A 15,778-nucleotide genomic window follows, 5' to 3' on the forward strand; every position below is an offset into this window, starting at 1 on the left:
CCTAAACATTCTTGGCAGGCACGGTTCTGGTGTCGACGCCGCGGCGAAATGGGAGGACGATTAAAGGGCAGTCGCCAAAGGAGGTAAGTGATGTGCTACTCATCAAGCAAGGACTTCGGGCGGAGCTACAAGAAGGAATCCGACCGGACGCCTGAACCCCGCAGTGAGACGAAACGGGAGGACCGGGCCGAGCTTCGAACCCGGAAGCAGGGCACGCTGTTCTGGCCCTTCCCGCGCCGTCGCAGCGAGCGCCCTGTCCAGGAGGAACCGGCTGTTGACCGCGTCGAGGAGAAGGTCTGACCAGCGGCTGACCCCGCCGGACGGTGAAAAGAAGGCTCCGCACCGCGGGGCCTTCTGCGCTGCCCGCGGAAGCCGTCCGGTGCGTTCCGCCCGCCGCCTTCTCGCCCGGCGGTTTCTCGCCCGGCGGCTTGCCGGTGCGGCCGTTTCAGGGAGCGGCGGTGACGGCGCCGGTGCTTCCATTGACCGTGACGCGCTGCCCGTTCTTCAACACAGTGGTGGCGTGACCGGTTCCCATCACGGCGGGAACGCCGTACTCCCGCGCCACGATGGCCGCATGCGAGCCGGTTCCGCCGGCGTCGACGACAACCGCTGCGGCGCGTTGGAACAGCGGTGTCCACGACGGGTTCGTGTAGGGGCAGACGAGGATTTCGCCGCTCCGCAGTGCTCCGAATTCGCCGGGTCCGCGGATGAGGCGGACGGTCCCGGTGGCGGTACCGCGGCTGGCCCCCGTCCCGGTGATCAGGGCGCCGGGGACGGCTTTCCGGTTGGCGAAGAGTGCATCCAGGTTCACCACCGCCTGCCCGGTGAGGGCACGCCGTTTGGCGGAGCGGGCGATGACGGTTGAGCGGAGGGAGCCGCGCTCCTGGTCGGCGAGGCTGCCGGGGTCGGTGATGGCGCGGAGTTCCTCGAAGCGGAGGTGCCAGATGTCTCCTGCATCGTCAAGGACTCCCACGGCCCAGAGCCGTTCACCCAGTTCCAGTAGAGCCCGGCGCAAAGGCGGCAGCAGCATGGTGGCGTAGAAGTGGGTATCTTCCCGGAATCCCATCCCCGCTTTGGATCCGGCGACCGCGGCGAAGACCTGCCGGCGCAGCCACGGATTGCGCAGGGCCGGGTGGCTGGCCAGCTCCCGAAGTGCCTGTCCGGTGTGATCGGCGGTGCGGCCTTGTTGGGCCGCGAGGGCTTTCACGATTCCCAGCACGACGTCGGGCCTCTCAGACCAGGTGGGTGAGCTGCTGAGGGCCACGCTGATGCATTCGCGGTGACCGTACTCGGCCAGGAAACCGTCGAGGGCTCTGTTGAACTCAGCGAACTGCGGGACCCCGAGCCGCGGGAGCAGCTCCGGAGCAGGGACGTCGGCGAAGAGCTGCCGGAGGCCTTCACTTGAGCGCACCCTGGCGGCAAGCCGCTCGAGTTGCTCGTTCGCGTCGGTTGTACGTGTGCGGGCGCCGGCAATCAAAGCGGAACCAAGCCGCAGCCTTCCCAGCAGCGCCAGCAGCGGCCAGAGCTTCAGCTGGGCGAGCAGGAGTCCCGGCAGGTAGGACACCCGCAGCGCCGTGATCGGTCCGAGGGCATCGAAGACCCGCTGGACGTGCAGCACGAGGTCCCGCCAGGAAAGCTGCCGCACATCGACGTCGTTGAGGCGGCGGACCTCGGTGAGGAACGCGGCAAGCCGTTTATCGTCCTTCCACCGCGGCAGGGGGAAGCGCCGGGCACGGGCCACGACGGAGGCCGGTGCCGCAAGCATCCTGACCGACGGGCGCGGTACCGGAGGGATAACAGTGAGCACGACCCCGTCTTCCTCAACGAAGATCCGTTCCCGGGCAGGAAACGCGACGCCGACACTGCCGGTCATACCGCGAAGCATGACCAGGAGCGCCTTTTCCAGCCAGCCGGAGACGTCCAGGGGGTAGGGCCGGTCGTTGAACATCTCGGCGAAAAACGGGCCCAGTTTTCGTTGAAAGGCGTTCAGGCGGAGAGGCTCCGGAGGCAGCGCCGTCATGGGCCGCGCCTGGAGCAGGAAAACGTGCCCGCCAGCGACAGCCCACTCCATATCCTGCGGCGTGCCGAAGTGGGCCGCGACCCGGCGGGAGAGACCGGCGAGGGCCGCACGTTGCCGCCTCGTCAGGGAAGGCCGATTTGCGGGCGTGCCCGGCACCTCGACGGTTCCCCCGCCTGGGACCGGCCGGACGAGGGTCTCGTGGCCACCCGGCGTCCATTGCCTCAGGTGGCCCCGGCGGGTGAGCAGGTAGTGTTCCGGCGTGACCCGTCCGGCCACCACCGCTTCACCCAGCCCGGGGCTGGCGTCCACGATGACGGCATCGCGGCGACCGCTGACAGGGTCGGCGCTGAACATCACGCCGGAAACGTCGGCATCAACCATCCTCTGGACAACCACCGCCATGGCAACACCTTCCGGCCCAATGCCCCGCTGGTGCCGATAAGCGATGGCCCTGTCCGTCCAGAGCGACGCCCAGCAGCCCGAGACGGCGTGGAACAGCGCCGCATCGCCCACGATGTTCAGGAACGTGTCCTGCTGGCCCGCGAAAGTGGCGCCTGGAAGGTCCTCAGCGGTGGCACTGGAACGGACAGCCACCGCCCCTTCGCAATGTGAACGGTACGCTTCCCGGACGGCGCCGCGCAGGGGGTCCGGCATCCGCACAGCGGCGATGGCGGCACGGATCGTCGCCCCTGGCGCCCCGGCCGCGAGCAGCCGCGCGAGCGTGGTGTCCAGTCCCGTGTCCTGCAACATGGCGTGATAGGCAGCGGTGGTGATGATGAATCCGGCCGGCACCGGGAACCCGGCCCTGGCCAGTTCACCGAGGTTGGCGCCCTTCCCGCCGGCTGCGGCCGTGTCCGTTGCCCCGAAGTCGCGCAACGGACCGAGGATTGGACCGACGGGGGTTTCCGGGCCCCCGGACGGTCGTCTGCGCATCAACGAGGCACCATCCCCGGCGGGTGGCTGCCGTCCCGCCCGACCGGGAAGGCGTCTGCCATCCCAGGGAACGTCAGCTCAGGAAACGTCGTTCTCGTCCGCCTCGGGGAGGGCCTGGTTGGCAATCAGGTCAACCCGGTCGGCGGCGGTCAGGCGGTCATCGTTCTGGATGGCTGCGATGTCCCCGCCATCCACATTTGTTTCGCCGGCCCTCGGCGTTTCCGACTCGTGCTCGGCCCCCGAATGATGTTCGTGGTCGTGTTCTTTCTTGTGGCGGGCCTCATCAAGGTGATGCTCAAGCTTCTCCTCAGCCGCCCGCCGTCGCTGGCCGACTGTGCGTATCTGTTGCGTTGTTGGCGCTGAATGGGCGTGCAGGCGCCCCTGATCGTGCGCAGGCCCGTCGTTTTTCTCACTCATACAGGCATCGTCTCACTGGACCCGGGGTGCGGGAAGACCCTTTGCGGCGGCCCAGGACAGGCGGTTGGACGGGCGGTCCCCGGAACAGGTGCGGGCTGGCCTGCGGTTCAGAGGTACTTCAGGCTCACCAACAGCGCCTTGAGCTGAACGTATTGCTCGGTTGCCATCCAGGCCTGGGCCGCGTCCTTGTTGGGGAATGCCGGGTCGTTGAAAATGACATGGGTGAACAGTCCGCCGTTGGCCGTGGGGATGAGATTGCACCAGGATGTGACTCCTTCGCCCTGCTTTAGCGACCGGGGATCGGTTAACCCCATGGAGTAGGTGTCGACGTTCCCCACGGATTCGACGGCGAACCCGAAGCTGGGTTTCGTGCCGTCCGGCGCGGTCATCCCGTGAACGGTCATTTGATCGAACACGCGGCGCGACACCGGACCGCCCGCGCAGCCGGCGGTTACGCCGTTGCTGAGGGAGAGCAGGTCGTTGCCCGCACCGTCAGCGACGATCACCTCGACGCCGGGCAGGCCGGCAGGCGGGGGCACGGTCCGCGCCGTCCAGGTCTTCGGATACGCGAAGGAGATGTGGCCATCCGGGAATGTGAAGGTTTTCTGCGAGGAGGTGGCGGGCGATGCCGACGGCTCGGAGGCCTGCGACGCCGGTGCCGCCGTGGACGCCGGTGCCGCCGTGGCAGTGGCAGGGGCCGACGCCGGTGCTGGAGTGGATGCCGGCGGGGCGGTGGGCGCTATCGTGCTGCCGGCGGTGTCTCTCACGGTGATGCTTGGCTGCGCAGCAGGTGCCCCTGGCTGCGGCCCGCAGCCGGCAAGGCCGACACTGACGGCAAAACCCGTAATGGTGATGGCGGTGAAAAATCCGGCACGAGGTGAATTCATGGTGTAACCCCCAAATGTTTGCGACGGCGGGCTGATGTCCCGCTTGTAAGCAAAGTTTCCGGGACCGGGCCAAGAGTTACAGGCCGGCTGGTTTTTTGTTGTGCGCCGGTCGGTTGCTCAGACCATGAATGAGGGACTTCAGTGGCCTTGATGCTGGGCGATGTTCAGCACTGTCCCGTCGGGAGCCCGGACAAAAAACCGGCGGATGCCCCACGGCTCACTGGTCAGTGGATGAACTACCTCGTACCCGCGGCGGCGGGCTTCCGCGTAGGCGTCGTCGACGTCGTCGACTCTGACGGTGAGCAGCGGGTTCTCCGGAGCCGTCGCGTCGCGCGACACGAGCTGAACGTGCTCGCCGGAGCCCGGTACGACGAAACGGGTGACCCAGTTAAGACCCAGGTCTTCCTCGGTGAGCCCGAGGTAGTCCGAGTAGAAGGCTTTGGTCGCCTCGATGTCGGGCACCGCGAGGTCGACCGTTACGCGAATGACGTGCATACTCTTTCCCCGTTGCTGATGTCCGATGCCGGAGAAGCCGTAAGGCGGTCCAGTCTCTCGGCGCGCTGCCGGATTCCGAGAAGCATTTTCCGCTCCATGATGAACCAGCTCGCATCGATCAGCGGCCCCAATAACCAAAGGACCGCCCTCGTGTAGATCCGGATACGTACCCGGCTCACCAACCGGGTGGCGTTCCCGGCCGGATACAGCGCGAAGCACCAGCTGACGCGGCCGTGGACGGGTTCCAGCACCAGGTCCCGTCTGGGGTCGACGAGGGCGACGGGCCAGTCCGGGCCCTTCCCCAGGGGGATGACATCACCTGCCCTGAGCTGCTGGAACTCCGGAAGAACCGTCTCGGCGCTTGGCCCGCTCAGGATGCCGAAGGCACGGTCGAGAAAATCGTAGCTGTAGAGACCGCCGCGCCCGTTCCCCATTTGCACGAGCCAGGGCCAGACGTTGCCGGGTGCAGCCTGCACCGACACAGCCCTCGTCGTCGTCACGAACGGGCACTGCACGAGCTGGTCGCCAGGCATTGAGCGGCCGGCTTCCTCGAGGCTGGCTCCCCAGTGGAGGTGCAGCGGGCGGAGGAAGCGGTGGTAAGCCGCCAGCCCGGCCAGCAGGGCCGCGACCGCGCGGAGCACACTGAGCTGCAAGCCCCGGCCGTCCCGCCTGTGCCCTGAGTTCCCGCCCAGACTCCCGTCCAGGTTCCCGTCCGGGTTCTCGGCCGGGGGTCCGCCCAGGCTCACGCCCGGGCGGACCGCAGCTTCGCCGGCTGCCATGGCTCACCCACTCTTCCGCTGGGACACGTCCTGCTGGCAGGTTCCAACGCCCGGAGGCTCCGCTGCCAGAGGCCAAGGTCCCCGGGCGCCGGCAATGGCTCCGGGCTAAACGCTTGCCGCCCGGCGGTCCGCCAGGGCCCTCGACAGGAAGTCTTCAACCACTGCCGCGAACTCGTCCGGCCGTTCGATCTGCGGCATGTGCCCCGTCTTGTCGAAGGCGTGGGATTCGGCGTGCGGCAGGGCTGCGGCGGCGGCCTCGAGGTGGCTGAAGGGAAGGATGTGGTCGTGATCGCCCCAAAGCACCAGCACCGGAACGTCCGACTGGGCCAGCGCCCCGATGAGGGCCGTCCGCCACTCGGCCCGAACGCCGGAGACCGTTCCGAGGTCGCGCGCCACGTCGAGCAGCGTCCGGCGGTGCGACTCCCGCTGCGACAACGCGAACGCATGGCCGATCCGGGCATCGGTGACCAGGGTCTTGTCGTAGAACAGGGACTGGACGGTCCGGCGCGATGCCTTCTCGTCAGGACGCATCAGCAGGGAAGCGAGCGGGCGGACGGCGAGCAAGCGCAGGACCAGCGCAACTTCCTTGCCGAATCCGGCGCTGTTAGCCAGAACCAGGGCGCAGACGCGGTCCGGGTGGTCCGCGGCAAGCTTCATGGCGACGGCGCCGCCGAGCGAGTTGCCCATCACGGGAAGCGGCGCGGAAACCCCGACAGCGTCGAGGAAGCCGGGCAGGACGGCAGCGAGCTTGCCCAGCGTCGTCGTCCCCGGCAGCCGTTCGGAGTACGCAAAACCGGGCAGGTCCACACTGTAGACGGTGTGCCGTTCAGCGAGCCGTTCGTGCTGTTCGTTCCAGTCCTCCAGGCTCTGGCCGATGCCGTGCAGGAGCAGCACGGGGTCCCCGCTGCCGGTCTTCCGGTAGCGCAGGCGCGTGCCGGCAACAGTAACGTAGGCGGTCCCCGGGAGCTCAAGGGGATCCGGGGCCGCCGTCGGGCTCTGCCGTGCGGGGGCGAGCACCTGCTGCCCGCGCCGGCCGAACCTGACAAGGTCGGTCACCCTGCCAGCCCTGAGCAGGGCGAAGTCGCGGAAATAGTTTTGGTGCAGCCGCCACGGTGAGGCAGCGCCTTGCCGCGGCAGCTGGTCAGCACCGCGGAATATGTAGCCGGCCTGCAGGTCAATCAGTGAGGACAGCGCACCGTTGGCGACGTCCGCCGGCGCCACGGGTGCCACCCATTGCAGGTGCCGGCGGTCGAGCTGCTTCAGCAGCCTGCAAATGTAGCCGGCGACTAGATCCGCTTTGAGCGTCCAGGAGGCATTCGTGTAGCCGATCGTGAGGGCGAAGTTCGGAACGCCTTCAAGCATCATGCCCTTGTAGGTCAGGGTCTTGCCGACATCGACCGGTTCCCCGTCGACGGTGAGCGTCATCCCGCCGATCACCAGCAGGTTCAGTCCCGTCGCGGTGACGATGACGTCGGCCGGGAGCGCGGCGCCGGAGGCCAGCTCAATGCCGTCCGGAGTGATCCGGGCAATCTTGTCGGTCACGATCTCGGCAGTGCCGGCACTGATCGCCCGGTAAAGATCGCCGTTGGGGATCGCACAGACGCGCTGGTCCCAGGGCTGATACGACGGCGCCAGGTGTGTGTCGACCGGGAAGCCCGCCGGCAGCTTCGCGACGGCCGACTTGCGGAGGATCGCCTTCATCGTTTCCGGCCGCCGCCGGCTGAGCTGGTACGTGAACATCGAATAGAGGATGTTTTTCGCCCGGACGACGTCGTACGCCAGTTGCGCGGGCAGCTTGCCGCGGAGCCGGTCGGCCAGGTGGTCCCGGGACGGAACGGGAGCGATGTAAGTGGGGGAGCGCTGCAGCATCGTCACCTTGGCGGCCGATTTCGCCATCGACGGCACCAGCGTCACCGCAGTGGCACCGCTGCCGATGATCACCACCTGCTTGCCTTCGTAGTCCAGATCGGCCGGCCAGTGTTGCGGGTGGACCATCGTCCCTGTGAAGCTGTCGGCCCCTTCGATGGCCGGGGTGAACCCCTCGTCGTAGCGGTAGTACCCGGAGCAGACGGACAGGAACGAGCAGGTGAAGGTGACCGGCTCGGCGGCAGAGGACGCCGGATCGTCGGCCCGGTATTCGCCGTCGGCGGTGCGGACCGCCGTCACCGTCCACAGCGCTGTGTCGCTGGACCACTCGGCGGAGACGACCCGGTGGTTCAGCCGGATTTGGGAGGCGAGACCTTCGTCGGCAACCGTCGCGTCGATGTACTCGCGGATCGAGTCGCCGTCGGCGATCGCCTTGGCACCGGCCCAGGGCCGGAACGAGTAGCCCAAGGTGTACATGTCGCTATCTGAGCGGATGCCGGGGTAGCGGAAAAGATCCCAGGTGCCCCCCACAGCGCTGCGCGACTCCAGAACCGCGAAGGTCTTCCCCGGCAGTTCGCGCTTCAACCGGCTGGCAAAACCAACGCCGCTCAGTCCCGCTCCAACAATTAACACGTCGATGTGCTCGCTCATGAAGCCAAGCTATCGACTCGGTGTTGAGATAGTCAACACTGTGTTGAAAACCCGCGCTAGGATGGGCGCATGGCTGAACGAGGAAGACGCGCCGCGAGGGTCTCAGGCGACGAGCGCCAGGACGCGATCCTGGTCACCGCCGAGGCTCTCCTCACCGAACGGACCTTCGACGACGTGTCCATCGAAGACCTCGCCCGGGGCGCCGGCATCTCCCGGCCCACCTTTTACTTCTACTTCCCGTCCAAAGACGCGGTGCTGCTGGCGCTGTTGGACCGGGTCATCAATGAGGTGGAACACCGCGTGGGGAACCTGCCCCGCGATTTCGCCAGCGACCCCGCGGGGGCGTGGACCCGCTCTATTGGCATGTTCGTCGAGGTCTTCGTGTCCCACCGCGGCGTGTCGACCGCCGCGATCGCTGCGCGGGCCCGAAATGACGAGGTGCGCGCCCTCTGGGCCAAGTCGATGCAGTCGTGGGTCGACTTCTCCAGCGACGTGATCCGGGCCGAGCAGGCCCGGGGGGCGGCGCCGGAGGGTATCGACGCCTCCGACCTGGCCGTAAGCCTGAACCTGATGAACGAACGGGTGATCACCGCGGGCCTCAACAAGGAGAGTCCGGCGATCGCGGAGTCTGACGCCCTGGACGTGCTCTCAACCATCTGGATCCGCAGCATCTACGGATCCACCAACCCGGGCCGGCACTAGCCTGCCGGTCGAAAGGATCAAAACCCACATGGCCCAGATCAAGACGCTCACCGTGCTTGGCACCGGAGTTCTCGGCTCCCAGATCGCATACCAGGCCGCCTTCTCCGGCTTCGAGGTCACGGCGTACGACGTCGACGACCAGGTCCTCGAGCAGGCCAGGGCCCGTTTCGCCCGTCTCGCGGGCATCTACCAGGCGGAAAAGGTATCCGACGCCGCCGAGGGTAAGGCGGAGGCCGCTCTCAAAAACCTGCGCCTCACCGCCGACCTGGCGGACGCAGTTGCGGACGCAGACCTCGTCATCGAAGCCGTTCCCGAACTGCTGGAACTCAAGCGGGACGTCTACCGCAGACTCGGCGAGCTCGCACCCGCCAAGACCGTCTTCGCCACAAACTCCTCGACGCTGCTGCCCAGCGACCTCAAGGACTTCACCGGCCGGCCCGACCGCTTCCTCGCCATCCACTACGCCAACAACATCTGGGTGCAGAACATCGCCGAGGTGATGGGAACAGCCGACACCGATCCTGCCGTGTATGACGCCGTCGTCGAGTTCGCCCGGAACAGCGGGCTGGAGCCGATCGAGATCAAGAAGGAGAAAGCCGGCTACGTGCTGAACTCGCTGCTGGTCCCGCTCCTGAACGCCGCCGCCGGCCTGCTGCTGCAGGGCGTCGCTGATCCGCAGACGATCGACAAGACCTGGCGGATCGCCACCGGAGCGCCCAGCGGCCCCTTCCAGATCTTCGACGTCGTCGGCCTCACAACGGCCTACAACATCGCCTCGGCCTCACCGGACGCCGGGTCCCAGGCGTTCGCCCAGCACTTGAAGGAAAACTACATCGACCAGGGCAAACTCGGCGTCGCGACAGGGGAAGGCTTCTACAAGTACTGAGCCGCGGAAAGCGGGCTGGCCGGCGGCGGGGGTCCCGTTGCCGGCTGCCTACTGCTGCTGCTGGCGGCCCTCTTCCCGCTCGAGGTCCTGGACCGATCGGGACAGCAGGCAAAACTCGTTGCCCTCCGGGTCACCCAGCACCACCCAGCTGACGTCCGGACCTTGACCGACGTCTTTACGCTGCGCGCCGAGCGCGAGCAGCCGCTCCAGCTCCGCGGCGGTGGAAACGCCGTCGGCCCGCAGGTCAAAATGCAGCCGGTTCTTGATGGTTTTGCCCTCGGGTACGGCGATCACATCGATGGACGGCCAGGATGCGTCCGGCGCTGCGATGCTGATGATGCCGGTGTCCTCTTCGACAACCTGCCAGCCGAGGACGGCGCACCAGAAGTCGGCCACTATCCGTGGGTCGATCGCGTCGATGGCAATGGACGCGAGGCGGCTGGACATGGCCCCACGATAGCGCACACGATGCACCGGAGCCCTGCAGTTCCGGGTTCTGCCCGGGGCACGGTTCTACTCGGGGCTGGGTTCGCGGAACACCAGCACCGGGCAGTGCGCATGGTGGACAAGCTGGGCCGACACCGAGCCAAGCAGCATGCCGGTGAATCCGCCGTGCCCCCGCGAACCGACCGCCACCAGATCGGCCTCCCGGGACGCTTCCACGAGCGCCGAGGCTGGGTTGCTCTGCACTGTTCGTCCCGTGACCACTACACCCAGGTTGCCGACGCGGTTGAGCTCGGCCTCCAGGATGGTCTCGGCATCCGACTGGAAGACCCCGTAGTCCCATGCCTGCCCCAGGGCGTCGCTGACATAGGGGAAGTTCCATGCGGCCAGGGCCAGTACGGTGCCTCGGCGTAGCTTCGCTTCCTCGACCGCCCAGTCCAGGGCGGCCTGGGACTGGGGCGAACCGTCCGCGCCCACCAATATCCTGAAGCTCCCGTTGTCAGCCATGAGTTCTCCGTCCGTTCAGGGTTTGGTCATCGACTCGGGCGGGGGAGGGAACGCTGCTGCCGGGTAGAGCCCGGCTACCTGCTGCATATAGTTGGCCCATTGCGGCCCGGCCAGCATGTACCCGTCAATGTTCTTGTAGAACTTGCCGTTGACGGTGATGTTTTGGCCCGGCCGTTTCTGGCCCTCCAGCGTGTCTCCGAAGAAGGAGGCAGTGGCCAGGCCGGTGGGTGTAGCCGACCACCCAGGTGGCGCCGTTGTTGTTGGACGTACCGGTCTTGGCCGCGACCGGGACGCGGTCCTGGACTTTCGGTTGAATGTAAACGCCGGACCCTTTCTTCAGCACGTCCTGGAGCACGGCGTTGACGCCGCGGGCCACCTCGGCCTTGACCGCGCTCCGGCAGTCACTCTTCTGGGCCCGGAGTTCCCGTCCGGCGGCGTCCGTCACGCCGACGACGGCGATCGGGGCGCAGTACTTCCCGTCAGCGGCGAACGTGGCAAACGCGTTGGCCAGATGAAGCGGTGCCACTCCGATGGCGCCCAGCAGGTTCCCGAGCTGGTGCATGTTCACCGGAGCGTTGTCCACGCCGCTGTGGAGGCCCACCGTGTCCACCATCTTTTGGATGCCGCAGAAGTCCAGCTGGGCCGCTTCAGCGAAAGTGGCTGTGTTGATGGAGTTGTAGAGCCCGTAATTGACGGGCATTTTGCGGTAGTAGCCCTCGTCGTTGTTCTGCAGATCGTCGGCGGCGCCGAGTGCCTTCTGCGCCGAATCGTAGGCCCCGAGGACCTTTCCGCAGCTTGACCTCCAGGCGAAGTTCAGCGGGTAGGTACGCCGGGACGCATCCACCTCAGCGACCATGGACTTCCCTTCGTTGAGCCATTCCGCGAAGGTGAAGGGCTTCATCGTCGAGCCGGGCTGGAACCCGCCGGCGCCGTTCAGGTCATGGCCGTTGGCGTCTTTTGCATCGACGTTGAAGTTCAGCTGCGTGTCGAACTTGCCGGGCGCGGGAAGAAACAAGGTGTTCTGGGCCATGGCGAGGATTTCGCCGCTGCCGGGTTTGATGGACACCAGCGACGCACCCCACTTGTCCGGGTTGGGCCCGGCCGTGGCATCGACCTGTGCCTGCGCAGCGGCCTGGAGCCTGCTGTCCAGTGTGGTGGTGATAGTCAGCCCCCCGCGGTAAAGCTTCCTTTCGCGGTCCGTGACGTCGACGCCGTAGGACGGGTCGTTGAGGATCAGGTGGGAGATGTAATCGCAGAAGTACGGTGCCATGTCCGCCGCTGCGCAACCCTGCCTGGCGGGCGCGATCTTCAGCTGAACAGGGCTGGCGACCGCGGCGTCATGGTCCTTCTGGAAAATCTTCCCCTCGCTCAGCATCTTGTCCAGGACCTGGTTGCGCCGCTTGATCGAGTTCTCCGGATGGGTGGCGGGATCGTAAAAGGTGGGACTATTGACCAGCCCTGCGAGCAAGGCGGCCTGAGACAAGGTGAGGTCCTTGGCGGTGGTGCTGAAGAAGTGCCGGGCTGCGGCTTCAATGCCGTACGCGTCCCGGTTGAAGAACACGATGTTGAGGTAGCCCTCAAGGATCTGGTCCTTGGTGTACTTCTTCTCCAGCTCCAGTGCGAGCTTCATCTCACGCACCTTGTCCCCAATGCTCTTCTGGCCGCTAAGAATGACCTGGTCGCTCCGCTCCGCTGACATCAAAGATTCGTTGATCACGTTGGTGACGTACTGCTGGGTCAGGGTCGAGGCGCCCTGCCTGCCGCCGCCGGCCAAGTTGGACGTGAGTGCCCGGAGGATGCCTTGGGGGTCGACGCCGGCGTGCTGGTAAAAGCGGCTGTCCTCGATGTCGACGATCGCTTCCTTGATGTACGGCGACATCTGGTCCAGACCGACCTTCACACGGTTCTCGGCGAAGAAGGTGGCGATCGGCTTTCCGTCGGCGCTCAACACTTTGGTCGACTGCGACGGCGTCTCGACCGCCAGCTGGGAGGGCAGGCCGTTGAAGAATCCGATTGACCTGCTGACCGCAACTCCGGCAGCCGCGACGCCGGGGATCGCCAGGCTGGCAACCAGGACGCCACAAACGGCACTGACTGTAACGAGCCCAAGAACCCTCCAGAGGGCTGCGGCGAGACGGGATCCGATTCGTTTCTCCGGCGTCATCTTCTGTCCAGCTGTCGTGCTCAAAACCTACGCCCAGAATAGGTCGGGACCGTTCCTCCGGGACAGTGCCGGAGGTCCTAGGCTGGCAGCCGGAGCGGTGCAAGGCGGGGCGCTATGAACCGATTTGGCCTGCATATCAACGGTCGGGAGCTCAAAGCGATTTGCCGCGATCTACCCCATGGCCGTGGCCGGGGATAGAGTCGAGGCCATGCCGGACCGTCTCATGCTGCTCGACACTGCATCCTTGTACTTCCGTGCCTACTACGGCATGCCGGACACCATCCGCCGGGCCGACGGAACCCCGGTGAACGCCGTCCGCGGCCTGCTGGACATGATCGCCCGCCTCACGACCGACTTCGGCGCGACGCAGCTCATCGCCTGCTGGGACGATGCCTGGCGGCCGCAATGGCGGGTGGAACGCGTCCCCGGGTACAAGGCACACCGGGTGGCGGAATCGGTGCCGGGAGCCGCCGACGTCGAAGTCGTGCCGGAGGCCCTGACGGCTCAGCTGCCCCTGATCCGGAGGGCGCTCGAACTCGCGGGCATCGCCGTCGTAGGCGCTGCGGACCATGAGGCCGACGACGTCGTCGGCAGTTACGCCAGCCGGGCCGGTATCCCCGTCGACGCGGTCACCGGTGACCGCGACCTCTTCCAGGTCGTGGACGACGCCCGACAGGTGCGGGTGATTTACACGGCACGCGGGATGAAGAACCTGGAAGTGGTAACCGAAGAGGTTCTGACGGGCAAGTACCGGGTGCTGCCGAACCAGTACGCCGATTATGCGACCCTCCGCGGCGATGCCTCGGACGGGTTGCCTGGTGTCACGGGTATCGGCGAGAAAACTGCGGCGTCGTTGCTCGGCGAATACGGCACGCTGGACGGGCTGCTGGCAGCCGCGGCGGATGCCGACAGCGGTCTGTCCGCAGCACTGCGCGCCAAGCTCGGCGCGGCGGCGGACTATCTCGCGGCTGCTCCCGCCGTCGTCAGGGTTGTCCGCGACCTTCCGCTGCCGACGCCGGAGGAGGCGGGCGCGCGCCTGAAGCCTGTCGCCGGCGAGAGGCGCGCCGAACTTGAGGCCCTCGCCACGGAATGGAACCTCGGCGGTTCGGTCCGACGGCTCCTGCAAGCGTTCGACCTGCGGGGCTAAGCGGGCAGGCCAGGGGCTGGCGGGTCGAGGCATTCTGAAACTAGGCTCGTGATAGCTGGGCGCCGACCACTATCTAAGGGGACCGTCATGAGACTGAGTCATATTCCACTTCGTTTAACCACCGGGGCCTTCATCCTGAATTCGGGACTGGGCAAGCGGGGCCTGGATGGGGAAAGTGCCGCCGGAATGCAGGGCATGGCTGCCCGGGTGTTTCCGCCGGTCAGCAAAATGGAGCCCGAGGCGTTCGGGAAGATGCTCAGTTACGCAGAGATGGGCCTGGGTGCGGCACTCCTGGCGCCGTTCGTGCCGAGCCGGTTCGCCGGGCTCTGTCTCGGAGTTTTCTCCGGGTCTCTCCTCACCATGTACCGGAAAACGCCGGGGATGACTATGGAAGACGGTATCCGCCCTACCCAGCAGGGCGTGCCCTTGGCGAAGGACGTTTGGATGCTCGGCATCGCAGCTGCGCTCATCCTGGACCGCAAGCGCGTCCCTGTCCGCGGCGCCAAGACGGCACCGGCGGTTAAGTAGGGCCCGCCGCGTCTGCCGAACCGTGCATTAGCCGTCAGCGAGGTACGACAGGGCGGCGACAACATGGGTCCGGACGCCTACGGACAGCGTCGGGTCCATCAACGGCGCGAAGAACGGGGAGTGGTTCGCCGGGATGTCCTGCGCCACCGTTCCTTGAGCTGCCGCGGCCCGGTACGCGTCGGGGTCCGCCCCGCCGATCAGCCAAAAGGTGTACGGCACGCCGAAGGCGTCCGGAATGCGGCTGAAGTCCTCGGACGCCGTCTGCCGCTTTGCGGCGTGCACCGCGTCCGGACCGAAGTGGGCAGTGAACGCGGCCCGCACACGCGCCGTCACCGACGGATCGTTGCTGGTCAGCGGGAACTGGTCGTAATACTCGAAGTCGGGCTCAAGCGGTGACCCCGCTGCGGCGCACTCGCCCTTGACGATCCGCTCGATCGCGGCGAGCACGCCAAGCCGGATCTGGCTGTCGTAGGTGCGGACATTCAGCAGCAGTGTGGCGCGGTCGGGGATGATGTTCGACGTCGTTCCGGCGTTAAGCGCCCCCACGGTGACGACGGCGAACTCGCCGGGCTTCACCTCCCGCGAAACGACAGTCTGCAGGCGAAGAACGATGGAGGCTGCGAGCACCACCGGGTCCACGGACATGTGCGGCATGGAGCCGTGCGCGCCCTTCCCGTGCACGGTGATTTTGAGTGAATCACCGGCCGAGAGGACCGGCCCTTCCGTCGTGGCCACTGTCCCGGCCGGTAGCGGCATCACGTGCTGGGCGAGGGCGACGTCGGGCCGGGGCACTTTGGTGACCAGGCCGTCGTCGAGCATCGCCTGGGACCCGGCCCCGACCTCCTCGGCCGGTTGGAAGAGCGCGATGTAGGTGCCCGACCAGGCATCGCGTCCGTCCGCCATCAGCTTGGCGGCGCCGAGCAGGGTGGCCACATGCAGGTCGTGTCCGCAGGCATGCATGACGCCGGGAACGGTCGATGCGTAAGGCAGTCCGGTGCCCTCCGTTACAGGAAGCGCGTCCATGTCGGCGCGGGCCAGGACGGTGGGTCCGTCGCCGTTCACGAGCACACCGACGACGCCGGTCCCTCCAATGCGGTGGACCGCACAGCCGAACGCCGCAAGCTTGTCCTGAACGATTTTCGACGTCGCGTGTTCCTGGCGGCTCACTTCAGGGTGCCGGTGCAACTCGGTATAGGCGTCGCGCACCCAGCCGAGTTCTGCGTCGAGGCCGGCGAGAACTGCGTCACTACTGCTCATGCGCTTCTACCTCCCGGAGGTCCACTGCACCCGGCAAAGCGGGCGCTGCTGGCAGACCCAGCTTAGACCCCGGGCCGGGGAGGGTGCCGGGGCCA

The 15,778-nt window shown here is 66.8% G+C and carries 14 protein-coding genes and 1 pseudogene; 5 read left to right on the forward strand and 10 right to left on the reverse strand.

What is annotated here, in order from left to right; genetic code table 11:
* Positions 1–90 precede the first annotated feature (90 nt).
* Complete coding sequence (locus tag QFZ61_RS11085; protein WP_307035979.1) at positions 91–300, forward strand: hypothetical protein; 210 nt, start codon at positions 91–93, stop codon at positions 298–300.
* Positions 301–445: 145 nt separating this feature from the next.
* On the opposite strand, the gene QFZ61_RS11090 is transcribed toward QFZ61_RS11085, so the two are convergent.
* The 6 genes from QFZ61_RS11090 to QFZ61_RS11115 all read right to left on the reverse strand — a co-directional run bounded on the left by QFZ61_RS11090 (position 446) and on the right by QFZ61_RS11115 (position 8,048).
* Entirely contained in the window at positions 446–2,953 is a 2,508-nt protein-coding gene (locus QFZ61_RS11090) for a PEP/pyruvate-binding domain-containing protein (RefSeq protein ID WP_307035981.1), read from the reverse strand.
* Positions 2,954–3,031: 78 nt separating this feature from the next.
* A complete protein-coding gene (locus QFZ61_RS11095) occupies positions 3,032–3,370 on the reverse strand; it encodes a hypothetical protein (protein WP_307035983.1) in 339 nt (112 codons plus the stop codon).
* Positions 3,371–3,477: 107 nt separating this feature from the next.
* Positions 3,478–4,257, reverse strand: coding sequence for a hypothetical protein (locus QFZ61_RS11100; RefSeq protein WP_307035985.1), 780 nt, complete (start codon positions 4,255–4,257; stop codon positions 3,478–3,480).
* Between the two features lie 138 nt (positions 4,258–4,395).
* On the reverse strand, positions 4,396–4,752 hold the full coding sequence (locus QFZ61_RS11105; RefSeq protein ID WP_307035987.1) for a VOC family protein: 357 nt from the start codon (positions 4,750–4,752) through the stop codon (positions 4,396–4,398).
* Positions 4,734–5,531: a hypothetical protein gene (locus QFZ61_RS11110; RefSeq protein ID WP_307035988.1), complete on the reverse strand. Its 798-nt coding sequence runs from the start codon at positions 5,529–5,531 to the stop codon at positions 4,734–4,736. The genes QFZ61_RS11105 and QFZ61_RS11110 overlap by 19 nt, the downstream gene beginning before the upstream one ends.
* 105 nt (positions 5,532–5,636) lie before the next feature.
* Entirely contained in the window at positions 5,637–8,048 is a 2,412-nt protein-coding gene (locus QFZ61_RS11115) for an alpha/beta fold hydrolase (protein WP_307035990.1), read from the reverse strand.
* A 69-nt stretch (positions 8,049–8,117) separates the two neighbouring features.
* Here QFZ61_RS11115 and QFZ61_RS11120 point away from each other — a divergent pair, with 69 nt between their 5' ends.
* Both QFZ61_RS11120 and QFZ61_RS11125 read left to right on the forward strand, forming a co-directional pair.
* A complete protein-coding gene (locus tag QFZ61_RS11120; protein ID WP_307035992.1) occupies positions 8,118–8,750 on the forward strand; it encodes a TetR/AcrR family transcriptional regulator in 633 nt (210 codons plus the stop codon).
* A gap of 28 nt (positions 8,751–8,778) precedes the next feature.
* Complete coding sequence (locus QFZ61_RS11125) at positions 8,779–9,636, forward strand: 3-hydroxyacyl-CoA dehydrogenase (protein ID WP_307035994.1); 858 nt, start codon at positions 8,779–8,781, stop codon at positions 9,634–9,636.
* Between the two features lie 48 nt (positions 9,637–9,684).
* Here QFZ61_RS11125 and QFZ61_RS11130 read toward each other — a convergent pair whose 3' ends face one another.
* The 3 genes and pseudogenes from QFZ61_RS11130 to QFZ61_RS11140 form a co-directional block, all read right to left on the reverse strand.
* Entirely contained in the window at positions 9,685–10,083 is a 399-nt protein-coding gene (locus QFZ61_RS11130) for a VOC family protein (RefSeq protein WP_307035996.1), read from the reverse strand.
* A 66-nt stretch (positions 10,084–10,149) separates the two neighbouring features.
* On the reverse strand, positions 10,150–10,587 hold the full coding sequence (locus QFZ61_RS11135; RefSeq protein WP_307035998.1) for a universal stress protein: 438 nt from the start codon (positions 10,585–10,587) through the stop codon (positions 10,150–10,152).
* 15 nt (positions 10,588–10,602) lie between these two features.
* Positions 10,603–12,751, reverse strand: a pseudogene (locus QFZ61_RS11140) (transglycosylase domain-containing protein).
* Positions 12,752–12,959: 208 nt separating this feature from the next.
* Between QFZ61_RS11140 and QFZ61_RS11145 the strand changes: the two are divergent.
* Both QFZ61_RS11145 and QFZ61_RS11150 read left to right on the forward strand, forming a co-directional pair.
* Positions 12,960–13,898, forward strand: coding sequence for a 5'-3' exonuclease (locus QFZ61_RS11145; protein ID WP_307036001.1), 939 nt, complete (start codon positions 12,960–12,962; stop codon positions 13,896–13,898).
* Positions 13,899–13,985: 87 nt separating this feature from the next.
* Positions 13,986–14,426, forward strand: a complete 441-nt coding sequence (locus QFZ61_RS11150; RefSeq protein ID WP_307036003.1) for a hypothetical protein — start codon at positions 13,986–13,988, stop codon at positions 14,424–14,426.
* A 27-nt stretch (positions 14,427–14,453) separates the two neighbouring features.
* Here QFZ61_RS11150 and QFZ61_RS11155 read toward each other — a convergent pair whose 3' ends face one another.
* On the reverse strand, positions 14,454–15,683 hold the full coding sequence (locus QFZ61_RS11155) for an amidohydrolase (RefSeq protein WP_307036005.1): 1,230 nt from the start codon (positions 15,681–15,683) through the stop codon (positions 14,454–14,456).
* Positions 15,684–15,778 lie beyond the last annotated feature (95 nt).

It is taken from the genome of Arthrobacter sp. B3I4, from assembly GCF_030816855.1.
Classification (GTDB): domain Bacteria; phylum Actinomycetota; class Actinomycetes; order Actinomycetales; family Micrococcaceae; genus Arthrobacter.